Annotated in this window: 23 protein-coding genes; 17 read left to right on the forward strand and 6 right to left on the reverse strand. The window is 34.3% G+C overall.

Annotated features, from left to right (window positions below):
- Positions 1 to 7 precede the first annotated feature (7 nt).
- Positions 8 to 2,920 carry a M16 family metallopeptidase gene (locus AC6CHK_RS00145; RefSeq protein ID WP_498092400.1) on the reverse strand — a complete coding sequence of 971 codons (2,913 nt, stop codon included), beginning with the start codon at positions 2,918 to 2,920 and terminating at the stop codon, positions 8 to 10.
- A gap of 143 nt (positions 2,921 to 3,063) precedes the next feature.
- Here AC6CHK_RS00145 and AC6CHK_RS00150 point away from each other — a divergent pair, with 143 nt between their 5' ends.
- The 17 genes from AC6CHK_RS00150 to AC6CHK_RS00230 all read left to right on the forward strand — a co-directional run bounded on the left by AC6CHK_RS00150 (position 3,064) and on the right by AC6CHK_RS00230 (position 15,872).
- Complete coding sequence (locus AC6CHK_RS00150) at positions 3,064 to 3,450, forward strand: VOC family protein (protein WP_498092402.1); 387 nt, start codon at positions 3,064 to 3,066, stop codon at positions 3,448 to 3,450.
- Positions 3,451 to 3,622: 172 nt separating this feature from the next.
- Positions 3,623 to 4,027 carry a flexirubin biosynthesis protein DarG gene (gene DarG, locus AC6CHK_RS00155; RefSeq protein ID WP_498092404.1) on the forward strand — a complete coding sequence of 135 codons (405 nt, stop codon included), beginning with the start codon at positions 3,623 to 3,625 and terminating at the stop codon, positions 4,025 to 4,027.
- Positions 4,027 to 5,022: a BtrH-related acyltransferase DarH gene (gene darH, locus AC6CHK_RS00160; RefSeq protein ID WP_498092406.1), complete on the forward strand. Its 996-nt coding sequence runs from the start codon at positions 4,027 to 4,029 to the stop codon at positions 5,020 to 5,022. Before DarG ends, darH begins: the two co-directional genes overlap by 1 nt.
- Before the next feature lies 1 nt (position 5,023).
- Positions 5,024 to 5,776: an ABC transporter ATP-binding protein gene (locus AC6CHK_RS00165; RefSeq protein WP_498092408.1), complete on the forward strand. Its 753-nt coding sequence runs from the start codon at positions 5,024 to 5,026 to the stop codon at positions 5,774 to 5,776.
- The gene (locus tag AC6CHK_RS00170) at positions 5,766 to 7,028 is read left to right on the forward strand and encodes an ABC transporter permease (RefSeq protein ID WP_498092410.1); all 1,263 of its coding nucleotides are present in this window, start codon (positions 5,766 to 5,768) and stop codon (positions 7,026 to 7,028) included. The genes AC6CHK_RS00165 and AC6CHK_RS00170 overlap by 11 nt, the downstream gene beginning before the upstream one ends.
- The gene (locus AC6CHK_RS00175; RefSeq protein ID WP_498092411.1) at positions 7,018 to 7,440 is read left to right on the forward strand and encodes an acyl-CoA thioesterase; all 423 of its coding nucleotides are present in this window, start codon (positions 7,018 to 7,020) and stop codon (positions 7,438 to 7,440) included. Before AC6CHK_RS00170 ends, AC6CHK_RS00175 begins: the two co-directional genes overlap by 11 nt.
- A complete protein-coding gene (locus AC6CHK_RS00180; RefSeq protein ID WP_498092412.1) occupies positions 7,437 to 8,591 on the forward strand; it encodes a beta-ketoacyl synthase N-terminal-like domain-containing protein in 1,155 nt (384 codons plus the stop codon). Before AC6CHK_RS00175 ends, AC6CHK_RS00180 begins: the two co-directional genes overlap by 4 nt.
- Before the next feature lie 7 nt (positions 8,592 to 8,598).
- Positions 8,599 to 9,141 carry a 3-oxoacyl-ACP synthase gene (locus tag AC6CHK_RS00185; protein ID WP_498092414.1) on the forward strand — a complete coding sequence of 181 codons (543 nt, stop codon included), beginning with the start codon at positions 8,599 to 8,601 and terminating at the stop codon, positions 9,139 to 9,141.
- An 82-nt stretch (positions 9,142 to 9,223) separates the two neighbouring features.
- The gene (locus AC6CHK_RS00190; RefSeq protein WP_498092416.1) at positions 9,224 to 9,481 is read left to right on the forward strand and encodes a phosphopantetheine-binding protein; all 258 of its coding nucleotides are present in this window, start codon (positions 9,224 to 9,226) and stop codon (positions 9,479 to 9,481) included.
- Positions 9,482 to 9,484: 3 nt separating this feature from the next.
- Positions 9,485 to 10,684 (forward strand): beta-ketoacyl-[acyl-carrier-protein] synthase family protein, encoded by a 1,200-nt coding sequence (locus tag AC6CHK_RS00195; RefSeq protein WP_498092418.1) that lies wholly within the window; start codon positions 9,485 to 9,487, stop codon positions 10,682 to 10,684.
- Positions 10,681 to 11,742: a beta-ketoacyl synthase N-terminal-like domain-containing protein gene (locus AC6CHK_RS00200; protein ID WP_498092420.1), complete on the forward strand. Its 1,062-nt coding sequence runs from the start codon at positions 10,681 to 10,683 to the stop codon at positions 11,740 to 11,742. Before AC6CHK_RS00195 ends, AC6CHK_RS00200 begins: the two co-directional genes overlap by 4 nt.
- 119 nt (positions 11,743 to 11,861) lie before the next feature.
- Entirely contained in the window at positions 11,862 to 12,611 is a 750-nt protein-coding gene (locus AC6CHK_RS00205) for a polysaccharide deacetylase family protein (protein ID WP_498092422.1), read from the forward strand.
- Positions 12,608 to 13,234, forward strand: a complete 627-nt coding sequence (lolA2, locus tag AC6CHK_RS00210; protein ID WP_498092424.1) for a flexirubin biosynthesis/transport protein LolA2 — start codon at positions 12,608 to 12,610, stop codon at positions 13,232 to 13,234. Before AC6CHK_RS00205 ends, lolA2 begins: the two co-directional genes overlap by 4 nt.
- The gene (gene lolB2 / locus AC6CHK_RS00215; protein ID WP_498092425.1) at positions 13,200 to 13,835 is read left to right on the forward strand and encodes a flexirubin biosynthesis protein LolB2; all 636 of its coding nucleotides are present in this window, start codon (positions 13,200 to 13,202) and stop codon (positions 13,833 to 13,835) included. The genes lolA2 and lolB2 overlap by 35 nt, the downstream gene beginning before the upstream one ends.
- A 3-nt stretch (positions 13,836 to 13,838) precedes the next feature.
- A complete protein-coding gene (locus tag AC6CHK_RS00220) occupies positions 13,839 to 14,213 on the forward strand; it encodes an ApeI family dehydratase (RefSeq protein ID WP_498092427.1) in 375 nt (124 codons plus the stop codon).
- A gap of 1 nt (position 14,214) precedes the next feature.
- Positions 14,215 to 14,700, forward strand: coding sequence for a hypothetical protein (locus tag AC6CHK_RS00225; RefSeq protein ID WP_498092429.1), 486 nt, complete (start codon positions 14,215 to 14,217; stop codon positions 14,698 to 14,700).
- On the forward strand, positions 14,700 to 15,872 hold the full coding sequence (locus tag AC6CHK_RS00230) for a DUF2062 domain-containing protein (RefSeq protein WP_498092431.1): 1,173 nt from the start codon (positions 14,700 to 14,702) through the stop codon (positions 15,870 to 15,872). The genes AC6CHK_RS00225 and AC6CHK_RS00230 overlap by 1 nt, the downstream gene beginning before the upstream one ends.
- Before the next feature lie 216 nt (positions 15,873 to 16,088).
- Here the strand turns inward: AC6CHK_RS00230 and AC6CHK_RS00235 are convergent, their stop codons facing one another.
- The 5 genes from AC6CHK_RS00235 to AC6CHK_RS00255 all read right to left on the reverse strand — a co-directional run bounded on the left by AC6CHK_RS00235 (position 16,089) and on the right by AC6CHK_RS00255 (position 21,934).
- A complete protein-coding gene (locus AC6CHK_RS00235; protein WP_498092433.1) occupies positions 16,089 to 17,849 on the reverse strand; it encodes a C45 family autoproteolytic acyltransferase/hydrolase in 1,761 nt (586 codons plus the stop codon).
- Positions 17,839 to 19,380: a phytoene desaturase family protein gene (locus AC6CHK_RS00240; protein WP_498092435.1), complete on the reverse strand. Its 1,542-nt coding sequence runs from the start codon at positions 19,378 to 19,380 to the stop codon at positions 17,839 to 17,841. The genes AC6CHK_RS00235 and AC6CHK_RS00240 overlap by 11 nt, the downstream gene beginning before the upstream one ends.
- 129 nt (positions 19,381 to 19,509) lie before the next feature.
- The gene (locus AC6CHK_RS00245; RefSeq protein ID WP_498092437.1) at positions 19,510 to 20,394 is read right to left on the reverse strand and encodes a lysophospholipid acyltransferase family protein; all 885 of its coding nucleotides are present in this window, start codon (positions 20,392 to 20,394) and stop codon (positions 19,510 to 19,512) included.
- Positions 20,395 to 20,454: 60 nt separating this feature from the next.
- Positions 20,455 to 20,709 (reverse strand): acyl carrier protein, encoded by a 255-nt coding sequence (locus AC6CHK_RS00250; RefSeq protein ID WP_498092439.1) that lies wholly within the window; start codon positions 20,707 to 20,709, stop codon positions 20,455 to 20,457.
- A 4-nt stretch (positions 20,710 to 20,713) separates the two neighbouring features.
- Positions 20,714 to 21,934, reverse strand: a complete 1,221-nt coding sequence (locus AC6CHK_RS00255; RefSeq protein ID WP_498092441.1) for a beta-ketoacyl-[acyl-carrier-protein] synthase family protein — start codon at positions 21,932 to 21,934, stop codon at positions 20,714 to 20,716.
- Between the last annotated feature and the right edge of the window lie 16 nt (positions 21,935 to 21,950).

Consider the following 21,950-nt stretch of genomic DNA (forward strand, 5'->3'; position numbering starts at 1 on the left):
ATGAAAATTAGTAACCGAAGATTTCTTCTAAAGTCACTTCTCTAAATTCTCCCATTTTATTGATAGATTCCATATTCAGGTTTTCTTTTTTCCCGATAATGGCGGTATTATATTTCAATGGTTTGATATCCGCATTGTAGAAACTTGTCAATTGAGGTAAAGTAAGATTCTGAATTTCTGCATAAATATCTTTTCTGATATCATAATCGACACCCAATTTTTTCAAAGCCAATTGATTATAGAAAATATTTGTTCTGTTGATTCTGTTTGATGCAATTTGCTTCAATGCCGAACCTTTTGAATTTTCAAACTGAGCAGGAATCTGAGGAAAATCTGCCATCAAATCACTCATCGCGTTTACGGCTAAAGGCAATTTATTGGCCTGAGTTCCGATATAGTTGGTCACATAATTCGGATGGTTTTTTTCGTTGGCTGTCGCATAAGAAACATAAGCCGAATAAGCTAAAGACTTACTTTCTCTGATCTCCTGGAATACGATTGAAGACAGGCCACGCCCAAAATATTCGTTGAAAACATTTGCTTTACCAAAGTCGTTGATATTTACTTCACTTCCTTTTGCTATTTTTGACATTTCCATTTGTACCATGTCGTAATTGGCAAAATATACGTTTCCTCCTGTTGAAGGTTCAGGATATTCTTTTGCTTTTGCAGGTTGTAATTTTGTGTTGGCAATATAAGGTTTCACTGCTTTTTCGAGGCCTTTCTGATCTTCTCCATAAATGAAAACTTCATACGGATATTGATTCAGCGTCTTGATTTTTGACATTAAATCAGAAACATTAATATTTTGCAAACGTTCTTTAGAAATAATATCTGTCATTCTCGAATCCTTCCCGTATTTGGCATAATTGGAAAGTGCAGCCATAATTCTGTTTTTATCTTTTTTGGAAACTTCTCTGGATTCCAAAATTGTTTTAACGGTTTGGTCATAAATTGCTTTGTCTGCCTTTACATTGGTAAGCCAATGATTTAGAAGCTCAGCACCTTTTTTCATATTGCTTTCCAGCCCGCTTAAAGAAATGATTGTCTGATCATTTGAAGTCCTGAAATTATTTGAAATACCTAATTTATAGAATTCTTCCTTCAGCTGTTCCGGCGTGTATTTATCAGTTCCCAAATATTGCAAAACGCTTACAGCAAGGCCAAGCTCTTTATCATTATCTGTCCCGAAAGGGAAAATATAATTTACCTGAGCCACTTCGTTATATTTATTTTTTACGAAACTTACTTTTTTATCTTTAATCTGAGAAGTTTCGATAGCCGCTTTATAATCGATAAACTGGGGTTTGACATCGCCGGTTTTTGCAGCTAAAATATCTTTAAGGAAAGGCGACTGTGCATCTCTGTTTAGTTTGATAGGCGTAATTCCCGGGTTTTGTACACGCACCAGCTTATCATTTACTCCTTTTTCTTTGTAGACAACTACATAATTATCTTTGAAAAATTCATTGGCAAATTTTACAACATCTGCTTTTGTGATTTTTTCATATTCATTGATTTCTTCCAGTTCCTGTTCCCAAGTCCTTTCATTAATATAAGCATTGTAAAGAGTGGTAGCCAATCCGTCTGCGGTTTCCCAGTCTTTCATTCGCTGTACTTTTTTATCATTTACAATCGCTTTCAGCATCCAATCCGGAAATTGTCCTTTTTTTACTAAATCCAGTTGATCGAGCAATAATTTTTTAGCCTCATCAAAACTTTGTCCTTCTTTCGGAGTTACCACCAAAGCAAAAGAACCATACATTTTAAACGGCGATCCGTAAGCTCCTGCGCCTAAAGTTTTTTGTTTTTGATTGATATTAAGGTCAATTAAGCCTGCATCACCTTTGTTGCTTAAAATTTCAGCTACAATATCTGCAAGTCTTGCTTCCTGAGTTCCGTAAGAATCAGTTCTCCATGCCATTGTCATCCTTGGTGTTGAAGGACTTTTTACCGTTCTTGTAACGACGCTTGTCATTGGCTCTTCGGTTACCATTTTTTTCATTGGCAATTCTTTATATTTGAAAGAACCGAAATATTGATCTACTAATTTTATACTTTTATCATAATCTAAATCTCCAACCAAAACTACCGCCATATTATTAGGCACATAATACGTGTCAAAATATTTATGAATAGCTTCCATTGAAGGGCTTTTCAAATGTTCTGAAGTTCCGATCGTTGTTTGTTGTCCGTTTGGATGTTTAGGAAAAAGAGCTTCCATCAAAGCATAATTTACCAGACGGCCGTCATTATCCTGCGCTCTGTTGAATTCTTCATATACCGCCTCCAGTTCCGTATGGAAAAGACGTAAAACCAATTCTGAAAAACGCTCTTTTTCTATCTTAAGCCATTTTTCAAGCTCATTGGATGGAATATTGTTTTTGTAAACCGTTTCATCAAGCCAAGTGTGAGCATTGGTACCTGTTGCGCCCAACGAAGAGATTGCTTTATCATATTCGTTAGCAATTGCGTATTTCGACGCTTCCTGAGAAACTTCATCGATCTTTTTATAAAGCTGCTTTTTCTTTTCAGGATCTTTTTCTGCTTTATGCTGTTCGTAAAGATCAGAAATCTGCTGAAGCAACACTTTTTCTTTCGCCCAATCCTGAGTTCCCAAATGTGAAGTTCCCTTGAAAACCATATGTTCTAAATAATGAGCTAATCCCGTATTGTCGCTAGGATCGTTGTTCGATCCTGTTCTTACAGGAACGTATGTCTGGATTCGCGGGGCGTCGTCATTTTTTGCAAGATAGACTTTCAATCCGTTTTTTAATGTATAAACCCTTACTCCCGATTGGTCATTTTTTACCGTTTCATACGTATAGCCTTGTCCGTCTGTCGCTGCCTGCGTATCAAACTTCTGAGCCATTGCGCTGATTGTAAAAAAGAGAGAAAGAGAAATAAAAAATTTCTTCATAATAAATTATTAATTTTATGTTATAAGTAGTTTTCTAAAAGTATTTGTTACAGCTTCTTGCATTTAAAATTAAATAAAACTGATTATGGTAATTTAAGGAACAAGTTTTGCAGACAGCTAATGATCAACCTTAAATATCACTTATGAAATCAAAAAAGATTTGGGCAAATTTTGCTGTAGAAAATTTAGACCGCACGACACAGTTTTACACGTCATTAGGTTTCAGATCCAATGGAAAATCTGGTGATCTTACAAGTTTTCTATTTGGCGAAAATGATTTTGTTATTCATTTTTTTCAAAAAGATATTTTAAACAAAAACACGAAGGTTGATATTACAACTGGTAATCATTCAAATGAAATTATGTTTACTTTATCCGCCGAAACAAAAGAAGAAGTTGATCAATGGGCAGAAGCTGTAAAAAATGCCGGCGGAAAACTTAATTCTGATCCTGAAGAATTTGGCGACGGATATTATGGTTTCGTATTTTCTGATCCTGATGGCCATAAATTTAATATTTTTATGATGTAGATTTTAATTACTTCATCAACTCGGACAATTTTTCTTAAAATCTTGCGGTCATATTACGCTTGTATTTTCATTATCACATGTCCTGCATTTTTATTATTTTAGCCAATTGAAAACAATCAGAAAACAGATGCATAAAATATCATCTGCCTATTAAAAACATCAATATTTTCGGGTGAAAAAACAAGATATTCCGCAGGACGAAAGCAATCTGAAATCAGCAAACATGACGGAAGTAATCTACGTTACTGATGAAAATGATAACTATATCACGGCTAAAAGCACAGGTTGGGAAGCAAAAAAACTGGCTTTGGACGAATCGATGGAACTTATCCACGAAAGAATAGAGGAAGCCAAAAGAAATGTTGCCAATAATGTCGTAAGCCCTATTATCTATTTTATGGAGCTTAATAAAATGGATTTAAGCGTGCTTTCATCTTATGTCGGAATATGGAAATGGCGTGTAAAAAGACATGCAAAACCAAAAATATTTAAATCATTAAGCGAATCTGTTCTGAAAAAATATGCCGATACATTCGGTATTTCAGTGGATGAACTAAAAAACTTCGACGGAAAATAATGAAGATCAACTTTGAACACCATCAAACTGCGCATTGCGAAAACGGTGTTGCCTCCAATCTATTGCTAAATAAAGGTTTAAAACTCAGCGAGCCCATGATTTTCGGTATCGGCTCAGGATTATTTTTCGTATATCTGCCTTTTTTAAAAGTCAATTTCGCTCCGGGTTTCAGTTATCGTCCAATGCCAGGTGCTATTTTCAGTAAGGCGGCAAAAAGGCTTGGAATTAAAATCAAAAGACAAAAATTCTCAAATCCTAAAGATGCCCAAACCGCTCTGGAAAAAAATCTAGAACAAAACATTCCAACCGGTTTACAAGTTGGCGTTTTCAACCTTACTTATTTTCCGGAAGAATATAAATTCCATTTTAATGCCCACAATCTTGTCGTTTACGGAAAAGAAGACGGCAAATTTTTAATAAGTGATCCCGTTATGGATTTCACAACTACACTTTCGGAAGCTGAATTGGAAAAAGTACGTTATGCAAAAGGCGCACTTGCTCCGAAAGGCCATATGTATTTTCCAACTCACATTCCTGAATCTGTAAATCTTGAAGAAGCCATCAAAAAAGGAATTAAAGATACTTGCAAAAACATGCTTGCTCCAATTCCATTGATTGGCGTAAAAGCGATGCGTTGGGTTGCAAAAAGCATCCCGAAATGGGCAGAAAAGAAAGGCACAAAAGTGACCAATCATTATCTTGGCCAACTCATTAGAATGCAGGAAGAAATAGGGACCGGCGGCGGAGGTTTCAGGTTTATTTATGGAGCTTTTTTACAAGAAGCAGCCGTGATTCTTAAAAATGATGAGCTGAAAGAATTGTCTAAAGAAATTACCGCAATCGGCGATCTTTGGAGAGATTTTGCTGTAGATATTGCACGCGTTTACAAAAACAGAAATTCGAAAAGCGACATTTACAATCAGCTTTCAAAATCGATGCTTCATATTGCAGATTTGGAAGAAGCTTTTTATAAAAAACTAAGAAAAGCAATCTGACGTGGAAAATATCATCGAAATAAAAAATCTTTACAAGAAATACAAAAATTCGGAAGAGTTTTCGGTCAATGATATTTCGTTAAATATTGATAAAAACGAAATCTACGGAATTCTCGGACCAAACGGAGCCGGAAAAACTACGTTGATTTCTATGCTTTCAGGATTAATCAAACCGACTTCAGGAAGTTTTACCATTAACGGATTGTCTCCAAAAAAAAACAGCTCAAAAATAAAACAAATCATTGGTGTCGTTCCGCAGGAATATGCGCTCTACCCGACTTTGACAGCGAAAGAAAACCTTTTGTTCTTCGGAAGTCTGTACGGTTTAAAACATAAAAACCTTCACAAAGAAGTTGACGAAGCTTTAGAAATAATGGGCTTAACTAAATTTGCCGATAAAAAAGTCGACCAATTCTCAGGGGGAATGAAACGCCGTTGTAATTTAATTGCAGGAACCCTTCACAATCCAAAAGTTTTGTTTCTGGACGAGCCAACGGTTGGCGTTGATGTTCAGTCAAAAAAAGCAATTATCGATTATCTTTTAGATTTAAATAAAAAAGGAACGTGCATTATTTACACCTCGCATCACCTTTCGGAAGCGGAAGAATTTTGTACAAAAATCGCTATTATCGATCACGGAAAAATTCACGCAACCGGCACCCCGGAAGAATTGGTGGAAAGAGTTGCCAACGCTGAAAATCTTGAGGATGTTTTCATTTCATTAACCGGAAAAGAATTGAGAGATGTTGTATAAATTGTGGAGAAGTTTTATCAAAGAAATCCAGTTGCTGAAAAGAGATTCCGGCGGAATTGTCATCATTTTCCTGATGCCGCTGTTGTTGATTATTACGATTACTTTGATTCAGGATTCGACATTCAAAAATCTGGAAGGTTCAAAAATCCCGATTATTTTCATTGATAACGATAAATCTGAAGTTTCCAAAGTCATCAAAAAAGAACTGGAAACTAGCAAAACGTTTGATTTAATCACTGATTATAATGAAAAATCTGCACAAGAAGCAGTTTTTGGAGGAGATTATCAAATGGCGATCGTCATTCCGGAAAACTTGACCAAAGATTTAAACTCAAATATAGATTCTAAAGTTCAGACCATTGTAAGCTCATTTGGTCTGGAAACCGATTCAACGGCAACAAAAGCTGTCGCTTCAAAAACGAAAGACATTCATCTCTACTTCGACCCAGCAACCAATGCAGGTTTCAAAAATTCTGTGATAAATGCTATTAATAAAATGGTTTTTGAAATTGAGAATAAAAAAATCTACAAAGCCTTCCAAGACCAACTCGGAACAACAGAAGACCTTGAAAATAAAAGCTTAATTACCTTCAAAGAAATCACGCCGAACAAAGACAAAGAAGAAGTGAAGCCCAATTCCGTTCAGCACAACGTTCCGGCTTGGGCATTGTTTGCAATTTTCTTTATTGTAGTTCCTTTATCTATAAATTTAGTCAAAGAAAAAAGTCAGGGAACGAGCGTGAGAGTTCGCGTAAGTCCAACGCCTTATTTTATACATATTTTAGGGAAAACATTTACTTATTTGATCATTTGCGTCATCCAGTTTTTATTGATGGTTGCGGTTGGTGTTTACCTTTTTCCGTATATGGATTTGCCTCAATTTGATGTGACAGGGAAAATGTTTCACCTCATTATTGTGACTTTATTTGCCGGTTTAGCAGCGATTGGGTTTGGTGTTTTATTAGGAACGATTGCCGATACACAGGAGCAATCGGCGCCGTTCGGGGCAACTTCTGTTGTGGTTTTAGCAGCAATTGGCGGAATTTGGGTTCCGGTTTTCCTGATGCCTGAATTTATGCAGAAAATTGCGCAATTTTCACCAATGAATTGGGGCTTAAATGCTTATTACGATATTATTTTAAGAAACAGCGGTATTGGCGGCGTTGCAAAAGAACTTATTTTCTTATTTTTATTTTATATTGCAATGGTGGCAATTTCATTATTTTACGATAGAAAACAAAATGCAGTCTAAAGAAAAATTAAGCTGTACTGAAGAAGTACGCGTAAGATTCAACGAGACAGATCCGTTGGGAATTGTCTGGCACGGTCATTATATCGTGTATTTTGAGGATGGGAGAGAAGCTTTCGGAAGACAGCACGGTTTGACCTATCTCGATATTCAGAAAGCCGGATTTATAACACCTATCGTGAAAAGCACTTGTGAACATTTTCTTCCTTTAAAATACGGAGAAACTTTCGATATCGTAACAACTTTTGTGAATTCTGTTTCGGCAAAGCTGATTTATCAATACGAAATTTTTAATAAAGAGGGAAAACTGGTTTGCAGCGGAGAAACCATTCAGGTTTTTTTGGACTCGGAAGGCAATTTATGTTTGTATAATCCCAAGTTTTTTCAAACCTGGAAAGATAAAATGGGATTATGATGAAGGAAATTTACATCACAGATTACAATTGCGTGACTCCTTTAGGTTTTGATGTGGAATCAAATTGGAAAGCGCTTCTGGAAGGAAAATCAGGTGTCGCTTTGCATAAAGTTATCGACAATCACGAAGATTTTTTTGTTTCTAAAATTGATTCTGGAAAACTGGAAAAGGAATTCAGTAAACACTTTGATAATCAGAATTTCACAAGATTAGAAAAAATGTTTTTGTTGAGTTTAAAACCTTTGGTAGAAAGACATCAGATTTCAAATCAAACAGCTTTCATTTTATCAACCACGAAAGGAAATATCAGTTTATTAAAAAACGAGGCCACTTTACCTGAAGGCGTTTATCTTTCAAATTTAGCTAAAAAGCTGGCTGATTTTTTCGGATTTAAAACTAAACCGATTGTCGTTTCAAACGCTTGTGTTTCAGGCGTAATGGCGATTTCTGTAGCTAAAAACTTGATTCAGGCTGGGAAATATAAAAACGCATTTGTAGTTGCAGGCGATGAAATTTCTGAGTTTGTAGTTTCAGGATTCAATTCTTTTCAGGCTATCGGAAGCGAGCCTTGTAAACCTTACGACAAAAATCGAAACGGAATTAATTTGGGTGAAGGAGCCGCAGCGGTTTATATCACTAGTCATTGCGAGGAACGAAGTAGCGAAGCAACCTCAAACGAAAAATTTAGTTTTAAAATTTTAGGAGATTCCGCGATTAACGATGCCAACCATATTTCTGGGCCTTCGAGAACTGGTGACGGATTATTTGCAAGTATCAAAAACGCAATGACAGAAGCAAATGTTTCAGCAGAACAGATTGATTTTATCTCTGCTCACGGAACAGCAACAATCTACAATGACGAAATGGAAGCCATCGCTTTCAACAGAATGAATTTACAGAATGTTCCTTTGAACAGTTTGAAAGGTTTTTACGGGCATTGTTTAGGCGCGTCAGGCTTATTGGAAAGCATTATTTCAATGGAAAGCGCTATTCACGGAATTTTAATTCCTTCTAAAAATTTTGAAGAAACGGGGATTTCCCAACCTTTAAATATTATTCAAAAAAACCAACCTGCGAAAATCAAATATATTTTGAAAACAGCTTCAGGTTTTGGCGGGTGTAATGCAGCAATTGTTTTGGAAAAATGTTAAAATGAAGATGATGATGAAAACTGACATTTGCACAATAGAAAATTCAAAAATAATAGTAAACGACAAAATTATTTTTGAAGGCCAAGCTGAAACTTTTTCAAAGTTTGCAAAAGAAGCTTATAAAAATTTAACATTGAATTATCCAAAATTTCACAAAATGGATAATCTAAGCAAACTCGCTTTTCTGGCTTCCGAAATGCTGTTAAAAGATGAAGACAACAGTAGAACAGCATTGGTTTTCGCTAATAAATCATCGAGTTTAGACACCGATTTCAAATATCAGGAAAGCATCAATTCCGAAGAAAATTATTTCCCGAGTCCCGCTGTTTTCGTTTATACTTTACCCAACATTTGCGTCGGCGAAATCTGTATCAAACATAAAATGCAAACCGAAAATGCCTTTTTCGTGCTGGATGAATTTGATGAAGAATTTTTAAACAGCTATTCGCTACACATTTTGCAGTCGAGAAAGGCTGAAAAAGTATTGTGTGGCTGGGTCGAACTCTATCAGGAAAGTTATAAAGCTTTTGTATATTTGCTAACCCTGTAAAAAAATATCATTCTGGCGAAGAAAGGATTTGTATATCAGGTCCTTAAATTCATTAAGAATGACAAAGTAATAAATAAAAATTATGGAAGATTTAAAATTAGAATTAAAAAACAAAATCATAGAAGTTCTTAATCTTGAAGATGTTTCTGTAGAAGAAATCAAAGATTCAGATCCGTTATTTGGAGGCGGTCTTGGATTGGATTCTATTGATGCTCTGGAATTGATCGTCCTTCTGGACAAAGACTACGGAATCAAATTATCTGACCCGAAAAAAGGAAAAGAAATCTTCCAATCGATCGAGGTAATGGCAAAATTCATCGAAGAAAACAGAACAAAATAATTAATGAATCATAAAATTGCCATAACAGGAATGGGCATTATTTCCTCCATTGGTAACAATGTTGAGGAAAATTTGAATTCGTTGAAATCCGGGAAGCATGGCATTTCAGATATTCAATTATTTGAAACCCGCCATGCCGGAAACATTAAAACGGGCGAAATAAAATTATCCAATGATGAGCTTTTACAAAAACTTCAGCTAAATGAAGATAATAATGTAACAAGAACTGCTTTATTGGGTATGCTTGCTGCAAAAGAAGCTGTAGAAAGTGCCGGAATTTCGGATATTAATGAATATAAAACCGGATTGATTTCCTCAACAAGTGTTGGCGGAATGGATATAACCGAAAAATATTTCTACAGTTATGAAGATTTTCCTGAAAAGCAAAAATATATTGATTCTCACGATGCAGGAAATTCGTCATTAGCGATTGCAGAATTTCTTGGTTTGAAAGGCATGGTTTCTACAATAAGCACGGCTTGTTCGTCTGCGGCCAACGCGATTATGATGGGCGCAAAGCTTATTAAAAACGGAGTTTTGGATCGTGTAATTGTTGGCGGAACAGATTCTCTTTCAAAATTTACTTTGAACGGATTCAACACATTGATGATTCTTACCGATTCTTACAACACTCCTTTTGACAACGACAGAAAAGGACTGAATTTGGGCGAAGCAGCCGCTTTTCTTGTTTTGGAATCTGATGAAGTTGTTAAAAAACAAAATAAAAAAGTTCTCGGTTATCTTTCCGGTTATGGAAACGCCAACGATGCGCATCATCAGACCGCATCTTCAGAAAACGGGCAAGGTGCATTTTTAGCAATGGAAAAAGCCTTGAAAATTTCCGGTTTAGATAAAGAAAGCATCGATTATATCAACGTTCACGGAACGGCAACTCCAAATAATGATTTATCTGAAGGAATTGCAATGATCAGGATTTTTGGCGAAAATAATGTCCCTGAATTCAGTTCTACGAAAGCATTTACCGGACATACTTTGGCGGCGGCGGCGGGAATTGAAGCTGTTTTTTCAATTTTAGCAATGCAAAACAATATTATTTTCCCGAATCTTAATTTTAAAAACAAGATGGAAGAATTTGATTTAATGCCTGTTACAGAATTGAAAGAAAAAAATATTAATCATGTTTTATCCAATTCATTTGGTTTTGGAGGGAATTGTTCAACTTTAATTTTCTCAAAATCATGAGTGCAGTTTACATCAACAGCGCAGCCTGTATTTCGGCGCAGGATACTTTAAGTGAAAATTTTATTGAAAATCTTAAGCCAGAATATTCAACTCAGGTTTTAAAAGCTATTGAGCCCAATTACAAAGAATTCATACCTCCGGCCATGAGCAGAAGGATGTCTAAAACCGTAAAGATGAGTTCTGTCGCTTCACATTTTGCGTTAAAAGAAGCTGGAATTGAAAAACCCGATGCAATAATTGTCGGAACCGGAATGGGCTGTTCGCAAGACTCTGAAAAGTTTTTAAAAAATGTTCTTGAAAATAATGAAGAGTTTCTGACTCCGACTTATTTTATTCAGTCGACACACAATACCGTTGCGGGACAGATTGCTTTAGGCCTGCAATGTCACGCTTACAACTTCACATATGTAAGTACTTCGTCGTCGTTGGAGTTTTCGTTTTTGGATGCAAAACTTCAAATTAACGATGGAGAAGCTTCAACTGTTTTGGTTGGTTCAACAGACGAACAAACCAATCGAACAATGGAATTGTATCTTTTAAATAACACCCTTAAAAAAGAAGAAAACCTTCCTGTTGATTTCTTAAATTCTAAAACAGATGGCGTTATTTGGAGTGAAGGAGCAAGTTTTTTTGTTTTAGGAAAAAGTAAAACAGAAAGTTCTTATGCTCAATTAAAAGACATTCAATTAATTAACAAATTAGATTTAGAAGAAATTCAGCAATTTATTGAAGACTTTTTAGTTAAAAATAATGTGACGAATAACGATATTGATGCGGTGATTTTAGGTTTTAGCAGCGATTCAAAATCTGATGTTTATTATACAAAAACAATGGACTTATTTCCAGATTCGGCTTTGTTATATTACAAACATTTGAGTGGCGAATTTAATACGGCGAGTGGTTTTTCTACATTTATGGCTTGTCATATTCTGAAAAACCAGCAAATTCCGGAAGTGATGATGATTAGTTCAGTGAAAAAAGAAGGCATTAAAAACATTCTTCTGTATAATCATCTTGCAGGAAATGATCATAGTTTGGTTTTATTGGGAAAAGTTTAGTTTTAACGCAAAGAACTCAAAGTTTTTTAAAATTGTTGAAAACATTTTCGTTCGCAAAGACGTTTCACTCAGCAAAGTAAAACAGAACGCAATAAGAAGAACCAATTAAATAATAAAAGATGAAACATTATCCATTTATCCTATTCTATCTTCTGTGTAACCTTATTATTTATGGTTTTCAGGCAAGCTTTTGGGTTTATATTTTTTGTTTCCTGATTTTTTCGGCTGTTGTAATTTGGGGATCTTTTGATATTCGATTAGGATATTTCGTCAACAGCATTACTCATAAAAGAACGAAAATAAAAGAAGTTGCATTGACTTTTGATGACGGCCCAACAGAGTTTACACCGAAAGTTTTAGACCTATTAAAAGAAAATCAGATAAAAGCTACTTTTTTCTGTATCGGAAAACAAATTGAAAAATATCCTGAAACTTTTCAAAGAATTATCGAAGAAGGTCATTCCGTTGGAAATCACACTTTTTCACATTCAAAAAACACAGGATTTTTATCAACTTCAAAAATGATTGAAGAAATTCAAAAATGTGATGAAATGATGGAAAAAATTGGAAATATTAAAACCAATTTATACCGACCCCCTTTTGGCGTTACCAATCCGAATATTGCAAAAGCCATCAAAAAAACGCATAAAAAAAGTATCGGTTGGAATATCCGCTCGTTGGATACAATAATTGATGATGAACAGAAAATCTACAAAAAAGTAACCTGCAATCTAAAAAAAGGCAGCATTATTCTGTTTCATGATACTTCCGAAAAGACTTTTAGCGTTTTGGTAGATATATTGCTATTTTTGAAGGATAAAAAGTATTCAACTTTTTCCATTGACTCAATTATAAAATCAAAAAAATGATTAAAAATATTGCTTTTGGAGCATTTTTATTAGTTTCCAGCTTCTTTTTTGCTCAAAATACGGCAATGAACGGAACTGAGGCAAAAGCATTCGTCACAAAAATTTCGTCCGAAACAAAGGAAATAAAAACTTTACAAAGCGACTTTATACAAACCAAAAAAATGGATTTTCTGGATAAAAATATCGTCACATACGGTAAAATGTCTTTGAAATCTCCAAATACTTTAAGTTGGAAATACACCAAGCCTTACCAATACAGCATTATTTTTAAGGATAATAAAATTTTAATTAACGATCAGGGAAAAAAATCTTCTGTTGATGCAAAAAGTAAAACTTTTGAGAAAATCAACAAATTGATTGTCGGAAGCTCAAACGGAAAAATGTTCAATGATCCGGAATTTAAGGTTACTTATTTTAAAAATGCAAATTATAACATCGCAAAATTCACCCCGAAATCTGCACAATTATTAAAATATATTAAGCAAATCGAACTGCATTTTCCGAAGAATCAGTCGACGGTTTCTCAGGTAAATATGACGGAAGCTTCAGGAGATACAACAAATATTGTTTTCAAAAACACAAAAATTAATGCGCCGATTCCTGCTTCAGAATTTACTTTATAGCCTCGTTTTTTTTCTGTTTGTTTCATGTAAAACGTACAAGCTTACAGACGTAAAATCTGTTTCAAATTCTGAAAAAACAGTTGAAAATCTATATTTTTCATCCAAAGAAGATTATGTTTATAAATGCCAAATGGATATTTATAAAAATCATGTAAGCGGGATTTTAATTATCAAAAAAATCAATGAAAAATTTCATCGCGTTGTACTTACTTCTGATTTTGGAAATAAGCTTATTGATTTTGAAATTTCAGAAAATGATTTTAAATTGAATTACGTTCTTCCGGATTTGGATAAAAAAATCGTCATTAATTTCTTAAAAAATGATTTTCAGCGACTTTTGAGGCAGAAATATCCCGTAAATGAAAGTTTTGAGAATAAAAAACATACAATTTATCTTTCAAAAATTGATAAAAAACAATATTATTTATTTTTCAACAAAGAAAATAATCTGCTCAAACAAATTATTTATACAAAAAACAATAAGGAAAAAATCGATTTTAGTTTTGATGCAAAAAAACATATCTTCGCAGATAGCTTGAATATTCAACATAAAGATTTTAAAATCAACATAAAATTATTTCAAATAACTGAAACCGAATAGCTGATGCAAACCATTCTTACAGGCTTTTATACTCTTGAATCTTATGAAAAGGCAGAAAACGGAAGTTTTGTCGCCAACATTTCTTTAAACAAAGATCATGATATTTTTAAGGGCCATTTTCCGGAAAATCCTGTAACTCCGGGAGTTTGTATGATGCAAATTGTGAAGGAATTAACTGAAGAATTTACAGGCAAAAAACTCTTTTTAAAATCTGCTTCCAATGTAAAGTTTATGGCAATCATTAATCCTTTTGAAACACCAGAACTTACACTACAATTGCATATCAACGAAAGTGAAAATGAAATAAAAATAAAAAACACCACTTCTTTTGGCGAGACTATTGCATTAAAAATGTCAGTTAATTATACTAAAATTTAATATGAAACTGATTCTGACTTTTTTAACAACCTTTTTTTTCTTTTTTCAGTCAACTGATCTGGAAACATTGAGAAATGCCTATTCAAAAGCCAATATTTCTAATGAAGGAGCCAGAAACTTCATCGAAATTGCTGATAAAAAAAATTCTTCAGACCCATTAATTTCGGGCTATAAAGCCGCCGCGAAAATATTGGAAGCTAAAGTGACGACTGAAAAAAACAAAAGAAAATCTTTTGTAAAATCCGGCGCAACCAGCCTTGAAAGTGTTATCAAAAGCAATCCGAACAATGTTGAGTTAAGGCTGATCAGAATGAGTGTTCAGGAAAATATTCCGAAAATTGTCGGTTATTCAAAAAACCTTAAAGAAGATAAAACTTTTATTCTCAACAATTACAACAAACAAAATCCTGCTCTGAAAAGCTATATTAAAAAGTTTGCCGTTCAGTCGAAAACGATGTCAACGGTAGAAAAAAATGCTTTAAAATAATGACTTTCTCTGAAGTAAAAAACGCAATTGACGAAAAGAAAATCTGCGTTTTAATTCCTACTTACAACAACGAAAAAACTCTGAAAAGAGTGATTGATGGTGTTTTGGAATATACCGAAAATATTGTTGTTGTCAACGACGGTTCTACAGATTCTACGCTTCAGATTTTACACAATTATCCTCAACTTGCAATCATTAATCTTCCCGAAAACAAAGGCAAAGGAAATGGTTTAAAAATAGGTTTCAGAAAAGCAAAAGAGTTAAATTTTGATTACGCAATCTCGATTGATTCTGACGGACAACATTATCCGGACGACATTCCTATTTTTGTGGAAGCATTACTTAACGAAAAAGAAGACGTTTTACTGATCGGAAACCGGAATATGTCGCAAGACGGAATTCCAAAAAAAAGCAGTTTTGGAAATCGCTTTTCAAATTTCTGGTTTTGGTTTGAAACAGGCATTAAGCTTGAAGATACACAATCCGGCTACAGATTGTATCCTTTACATAAAATCCCGAAAAAATATTTTACTCCAAAATTTGAGTTTGAAATTGAAATCATTGTAAGAACTGCATGGAGACACATTCCTGTAAAAAATGTTCCGATAAAAGTTTTATATGATCCGGCGGAAAGGGTTTCGCATTTCAGACCGGTAAAAGATTTTACGAGGATCAGTATTCTGAATACGATTCTGGTAACGATCACTTTATTTTATATTATTCCGCGAAATTTTGTGAATAATTTCAAAAAAAAAAGCTTTAGAAGATTCATAAAGGAAGACATTCTGGAAAGTGACGGAACCAACCGTACAAAAGCATTTTCTATCGCTCTTGGCGTTTTCATCGGATTTTCTCCTTTTTGGGGCTTTCACACTTTGCTTGTGATTTCGCTTTCGGTGCTTTTCAAATTGAATAAAGTTCTTGCTTTTGTAGCTTCCAATGTGAGTTTGCCGCCGTTTATTCCTTTTATCATTGCGGCTTCTTTGTTTCTCGGTGCTCCTTTCATTGCGGGAGAAAGCGACATTTTTAATCAGGAATGGAATTTTGACCTTATAAAAAATAATTTTCTTCAATATGCAATCGGAAGCATGATCCTATCAACAACAATGTCTGTCATTTCGGGAATTGCAGCTTTTCTTTTCTTGAATAAAGTGAATCCGGAAAATAATTGATTTGTTTTGAACCATTAAGATTTATTAAGCTATTGAGAATATTAAGTTTGCTTCGCATTTGGCTTAAAAGAATGGGTCTTCTTAATGGAACTTAACCTCTTTAAATAAACCTTAATGGTTCAATTGTCATTCTGACAAAGGAACAATCTCAACTAACATTTTATAGATTCTTCCCTGCACTTCGTTCCATTCGGAATGACAAATAATCTGTTTTAATCATTTCAATTTCTTCAAAGTTCTCTTTAAATATTTTTCAACATTTTCTTTGTCTGGAACAGTTGTAATTTCTTTTGTCAAAGCTTTTTCAAATTCCGCTTTTGCTTTCGAATATTCTTTTTGCTTAAAATAATATTTTCCCGCTTGGTAATACACAAGCCAAAAATCAGGATTCAACGATTGATAATGAGGAATAAAACCATCCGTTAAAACCATATCGCCCGAATTAATTACATTTTGTATTTCAGAATGTGCAAATTTGAACTCTTTATAATTTTCAAATTCCTGAGAATCTACAAATGGATCTTTTGCAATATTTAATTCCGATTTGGCAAATTCGCCGTTTTTTAATCGTTTATCGGAAAAAATTTCATTCAGATCATAACATACAAATTCGCCCAATTGATAAGGATTTGAAGAAATCCAAACCAGTTTTTTCTGAGGCGAAAAAATGACTGCATGATGTGCCAAAAGCTGATTAATTGCCTTTTCATTTCCATAACCAATTTTTTCATCTTTTAAACCGGATTTGTCCCTTAAAATAGAAGCCATTTTTTCAGGATTTAGCTTTCTGTTTTCCTGCAAAAGTTCCTGAAGTTTTTCATAACGATATTCCGAATGGCTTTCTAGAATATGTTTTTGATTACGTTTATCCTCTTTATAAGCTTCTGATTGAAAATGGTTTGTACAAAAAATCTTGCTTGAGTTTTCAACTTTATAAACTCCAAAATTATCAGGGGAAATTTCAATAATAACAGCGTTTTTGTCATTTGCACTTCCCACCAAAATAGATTCTGAAACGAAGACTTTTCGCTTTTTGACAATCGCAATCGCTTCGTCAATAGTTGCGGCAAATTGCAGAATTTCTCTTGTCACCAAAGAAATCGGAGTCTTTGCCGTCAAAGGAACTTTCGATTTTCCGGCATTAATTGTCACCGTAATTCCTTCTTTATTCATCCCCGAAACAACGCCAATCATTCCCGGCCAGCTTACAGATATATAAGGAATTCCGTTTTCAGGTTCCACAAATTGTACTATTTTATTTTCAGCAAATTCATCGCCCACATAAAAATCAAAATTCCTTCCAATCAACAAATCTCCATCTTCTGTATTTTCATTCCAAACTGCCAAAGAAGTACAGCCAACCATCATCAAATCCTGCATGGCGTGGCCAATATCGTGAGCGCCGTGTAAATATAAACTTCGCAGATATTGTGGAGCAATAAAGTTGTATTTATCCGATGAATATTGAGATAATCCGTACAATTCAGCCTGAAAATCTTCTCTTACGTTGAGATACATTTTTCGGTTGTACCATTTCAGAAAACCTCTCAAAAGCTTTTGCTTGAATTTTGACGGAACAAAACCTTCTACTTTAGAAAAGAAAATCTCTTCCTGTTTTTGCATCAAATCTTGTGTTAACGCTCCATTGTTATAACCCAATTGTAAAGGATTTCCTTTGATATACAATTCCCAAAGCTGCTGTTTATTTTTGGTTAAATAATTTTGATTAAAACTAAAAGTGGAATCGTTAATCGTATTGACTTTCGGAATTTCTAAAGAATATTGTTTAACATCCGGAACGTGTTTGATTGATTTTCTGACGCCGCAGGAAGTAAGATTGAGGATGTAGCTTAGGCTGAGAAAAAATAAAATTACAGTTCTGTCATTCTGACGAAGGAAGAATCTCAATAAAAAAAATGGAGATTCTTCATTACGCTTTACTTCATTCAGAATGACAAAAGTTTTTTTAAATCTCATTCTTATTATTCTTATTGATCATTTGAATTAATCTCTCGTCGATAACCTCTTTTCCTAAAATTTCGGCGCATGTATTGAAAGCTCCAATTGTACAGCCTAAAATTCCGTGCATATTGACAGATTGTCCCGTTAAAAAAAGATTATTGATTTTCGTTCTTGGAGAAACCATTGTTTTCAAAGGAATGTCTGAACTTTTGATGTAACCGTACATATTTCCTTCAAAACTACCAATATAATCGCGGTAAGAAAGCGGAGATGAAGTATAAATATTCTTAATTGAAGCTCTTAAATTCGGAATTTTCTTTTCCAAAGCATCAATCATTTTCTCTGCTTTTTCCTGTTTGAACTTTTCGTATTCACCGCCTCTTTCATGTTCTTCCGCTATTGTATTGAATGTTTTTCGCCACTTTTTAACCTCATCAAAATCCATATATGATATTGCGGTTAAGCTTTCTGCAAATTCAGGATGATGCTTTGAAGGCGTGGAAGAAAGCATATATGTTTCCGGCCAGGATTTTTTATCATACCGATACGCATTCCAAACCAACTTTTCCGACGAATAATGATAAATATTATAATTGAAATTTGGGACCGAGTTTGGTTTTAAGCTCAAATAAACACTAAAACATGACGACACAGGTTCCCAGCTCAAAACTCTGTTGAGAAAAGATTTTTTTAATCTTTCTTCGCCAATTAATTTAATTAGCGAGCGGATTTCTATGTTGGAAATAAACTGTGTCGCAAAGTATTCTTTTCCTGATTTTGTTTTTACAGAGCTTAAAACATTATTTTCATTAAAAATCATTTCGGAAACTTCGGAATGTTTGTGAACTTCCGCGCCGTATTCTCTTAACTTTTTAATTAATAATTTTGAGATTTGGCTTCCGCCTTTTACACATTTATAAGCGCTCTGAATGTAAGAGTTCACCGTTAAAGCATGAACGTAAAACGGAATATTTTCAGAATCTCCGGCATATAAGAAATTCGAACCCAATAAAACGGATTGCAGCTTTTTGTTTTGCGTGATCGATTCTATGAATCTTTTTGTATTTAAGTGGAGGATTTCTTCGCTGTAATTATCTTTTCCGACAAGGTTATATCTTGGAAAATGATTGCAAACTCTTTGGATTTCTTCACAATAATCTTCTAAATTTTCTCTTTCATCTGGAAAATATTTAGATAATTGTTCTACAAAATTTTCATAACCTTGAGCGTGCGGATATTCAATTTCATCGTCTCCGAAAGTGATTTTGTCGAAACCGTTTTCATCCATTTTCTGGAGTTCCAAATCGTTTATGATTTCCAGATAAGAAAAAAACTGATGAAGGTTTTGCCCTTTTGAAAGTCCGCCCAAATAATGAACTCCGGTGTCGAAAATGAGCTTGTCACGGGAAAATGTTTGCAAATTTCCGCCATATTGATTATTTTTCTCCAAAATACAAACCTTTAAGCCTTCTTTCGCCAAAATCAAAGCCGAAACAAGACCTCCCAATCCGCTACCAATGACCAATATGTCGTATTCTTTTTTCAAAAGGGAAATTAAATTATTGAAATTTTTTAACGTTGAATTGCAGCAGCCCGACTTGAGCGGAAATCCTTTTTTGCGGAGCAAAAAAGATTGGGAGCGGAAGGCGGAATAGCTGCCATAAATGTATTGAAATTAATCTACATCATCCCAAAAATCAAAGTAATTGAACCATTGAAAAGGATATTTTTTCAACATTGATTCAAGATTCTGAACATATGAATTTAAAAGTCCCTGTGCGTCGCGCTTTTTTACGTTTTGAGCAACCCTTGCATACAAATGATAATGAAGATTTTTTTCTTTCATCACATAAACATACACAACAGGAACGCCCAATCTGGAAGCAATAAGAAACGGGCCAGCCGGAAATTTTGCACTTTTACCCAATAAGTCTGCCTCAAGAAATTTGGAACCCTCAAAATAACGATCGCCAGTAAAACAAATCAATTCATTTTTTGACAAAGCCTCGTTGATATCGAAAATATGCGACATATCGTCTTTCACATAAATGAATTTGATATTGCTTTTCTTTACGGTAACACTTTCGAGATATTCTTTTATAACCGTAACCTCCTGATCTGTTGTCACTAAATTTATCTGGCAATCAAAATCGATATCTGCAAAAAAATGCTCAGCAATTTCGAAATTACCTATGTGCGCGCTGATCAAAACACCTCCTTTTTTTTCGTTCAAAAGGTTCTTGAGATTTTCAACACCGTCAAATTCATAAGTGAATTTTTCTCTTAAACCGGCAGAAATTGCAGTTTTATCAATCAGAATTTTACCGAAAACAAAATAGCTTTTGAATATTGAGAATTTAGATTTCCAAAAACTGTAATGCAGCCTTTTTCTGAAATAATATGAAATATATTGATTGCTTTTCGTTTCGAATAAAAAGTAATAAGCTGCTACAAAATAAAGCACAAAATATGAACTTCGGATTCCGATATTTCTAATGCACCAGACGAATATTTTGTACCCCAATATTGTCCCTTTAGATTTACCTTTCCACTTGTTCATATCTTAAGCCAACGCTTTTTACGAGAATTTTATCTAAAAAAATAAAGTTTTTATCAATAATTAAGTGTTTTTTTCAGCGATTTTATTTTCAATAGTCGAATAGAAATCATCAAAAGTGACCATTTTTTTAAAGTCAGCTTCACCCAATTTCACACCGAAATTAGATTCTATCACTACAACAAGGTCTATATAATCTAAACTGTCTAAACCCAAGGTTTTTTTTAAGTTTGCATCATTGCTGATTTCATCACCATCTACCTCAAATTCGTTGGTCAAAAAATCATTAGCAATGGCAACAATTTTTTCTCTTTCCATGTTTTTACTCAAATTTTTTAACAATTAATGCGGAGTTGGTTCCCCCAAATCCAAAAGAATTTGACAAAAATACGTCAATTTTTTGAGTTTTTGTTTCGGAGACAAGATTTATCTTTTTAGCTTCATCGTCAGGGTTTTCAAGATTGATATTCGGCGCTATAAAATCATTCTGCATCATCAGAATTGAATAGATCACTTCACTTGCTCCAGCCATCCAGCATTCATGGCCGGTCATTGATTTTGTAGAACTCACCGGAACTTCATTTCCGAAAATCTCATAAATTGCTTTGGCTTCATTGGCATCACCAATTGGCGTAGAAGTCGCATGAGCATTGATATAATCTATATTTTTTGCTGATAATCCGGATTGTTTTAAAGCTCTTTCCATTGCCAAAGCAGGTCCGTCAACATTTGGAGTAGAAATGTGTCCGCCATTTGATGAAAAGCCATAACCGATAATTTCTCCTAAAATATTTGCGCCTCTTTTTTGTGCAGATTCCAGGCTTTCAACAATTAAAGTTGCTGCTCCGCCGCTGGGAATCAAGCCGTCTCTTTCAGAATCAAAAGGTCTTGATGCTTTTGACGGTTCATTTTCTCTTACCGAAAAAACACCTAAACCGTCAAAGCTCGCCATCGAATATTTATTGGTTTCTTGGGCGCCTCCGCAAACGATCATGTTTTGTAAACCACTTTTAATCATTATGTAAGCCAATCCTAAAGAATGAGATCCGCTTGCACAAGCTGCACTTATGGTTAAGTTGATTCCTCTTAATTTAAATATTGTTGAAAGATTCATGGTAACGGTAGAATTCATGGATTTGAAAATCGCTCCTGAACCCATTAAAGTCGTGTCTTTTTTTTCTCTCGCAATATCAATAGATTCTACAACTGCCTGAGAAACGCTGTCGTTACCGTATAAAATTCCGACTTCGTTATTATCTAAAAAATCCTGATCAACTTTTGCCTGCTTTAATGCATCAATGGTCGCAAGATAAGCGTATTCGCTTTCCTCACCCATGCTTACACGTTGTCTTCTGTTTAGATGGCTTTTCAGATCAGGTTTTGGAACAACGCCTGTGAGGCCGGATCTGAAACCGAAATCTTTTCTTTCCTGAACTAAAGCAATACCGGATTTACCTTGATACAGCGATTCTTTAACCTCATCTAAAGAAATCCCTATACAAGAATAAATTCCCATTCCGGTAATTACAACTCTGTTTTCCATTTAAATTTTAGGTTAT

It is taken from the genome of Chryseobacterium sp. GQ58 (genome assembly GCF_059758895.1).

Coding starts and splice junctions, on each gene's coding strand:
- AC6CHK_RS00145 (WP_498092400.1), bottom strand. CDS start 2,920: ATGAAGAAATTTTTTATTTCTCTTTCTCTCTTTTTTACAATCAGCGCA.
- AC6CHK_RS00150 (WP_498092402.1), top strand. CDS start 3,064: ATGAAATCAAAAAAGATTTGGGCAAATTTTGCTGTAGAAAATTTAGAC.
- darH (WP_498092406.1), top strand. CDS start 4,027: ATGAAGATCAACTTTGAACACCATCAAACTGCGCATTGCGAAAACGGT.
- AC6CHK_RS00170 (WP_498092410.1), top strand. CDS start 5,766: ATGTTGTATAAATTGTGGAGAAGTTTTATCAAAGAAATCCAGTTGCTG.
- AC6CHK_RS00175 (WP_498092411.1), top strand. CDS start 7,018: ATGCAGTCTAAAGAAAAATTAAGCTGTACTGAAGAAGTACGCGTAAGA.
- AC6CHK_RS00180 (WP_498092412.1), top strand. CDS start 7,437: ATGATGAAGGAAATTTACATCACAGATTACAATTGCGTGACTCCTTTA.
- AC6CHK_RS00185 (WP_498092414.1), top strand. CDS start 8,599: ATGATGATGAAAACTGACATTTGCACAATAGAAAATTCAAAAATAATA.
- AC6CHK_RS00190 (WP_498092416.1), top strand. CDS start 9,224: ATGGAAGATTTAAAATTAGAATTAAAAAACAAAATCATAGAAGTTCTT.
- AC6CHK_RS00195 (WP_498092418.1), top strand. CDS start 9,485: ATGAATCATAAAATTGCCATAACAGGAATGGGCATTATTTCCTCCATT.
- AC6CHK_RS00200 (WP_498092420.1), top strand. CDS start 10,681: ATGAGTGCAGTTTACATCAACAGCGCAGCCTGTATTTCGGCGCAGGAT.
- AC6CHK_RS00205 (WP_498092422.1), top strand. CDS start 11,862: ATGAAACATTATCCATTTATCCTATTCTATCTTCTGTGTAACCTTATT.
- lolA2 (WP_498092424.1), top strand. CDS start 12,608: ATGATTAAAAATATTGCTTTTGGAGCATTTTTATTAGTTTCCAGCTTC.
- lolB2 (WP_498092425.1), top strand. CDS start 13,200: ATGCGCCGATTCCTGCTTCAGAATTTACTTTATAGCCTCGTTTTTTTT.
- AC6CHK_RS00220 (WP_498092427.1), top strand. CDS start 13,839: ATGCAAACCATTCTTACAGGCTTTTATACTCTTGAATCTTATGAAAAG.
- AC6CHK_RS00225 (WP_498092429.1), top strand. CDS start 14,215: ATGAAACTGATTCTGACTTTTTTAACAACCTTTTTTTTCTTTTTTCAG.
- AC6CHK_RS00230 (WP_498092431.1), top strand. CDS start 14,700: ATGACTTTCTCTGAAGTAAAAAACGCAATTGACGAAAAGAAAATCTGC.
- AC6CHK_RS00235 (WP_498092433.1), bottom strand. CDS start 17,849: ATGAGATTTAAAAAAACTTTTGTCATTCTGAATGAAGTAAAGCGTAAT.
- AC6CHK_RS00245 (WP_498092437.1), bottom strand. CDS start 20,394: ATGAACAAGTGGAAAGGTAAATCTAAAGGGACAATATTGGGGTACAAA.
- AC6CHK_RS00250 (WP_498092439.1), bottom strand. CDS start 20,709: ATGGAAAGAGAAAAAATTGTTGCCATTGCTAATGATTTTTTGACCAAC.
- AC6CHK_RS00255 (WP_498092441.1), bottom strand. CDS start 21,934: ATGGAAAACAGAGTTGTAATTACCGGAATGGGAATTTATTCTTGTATA.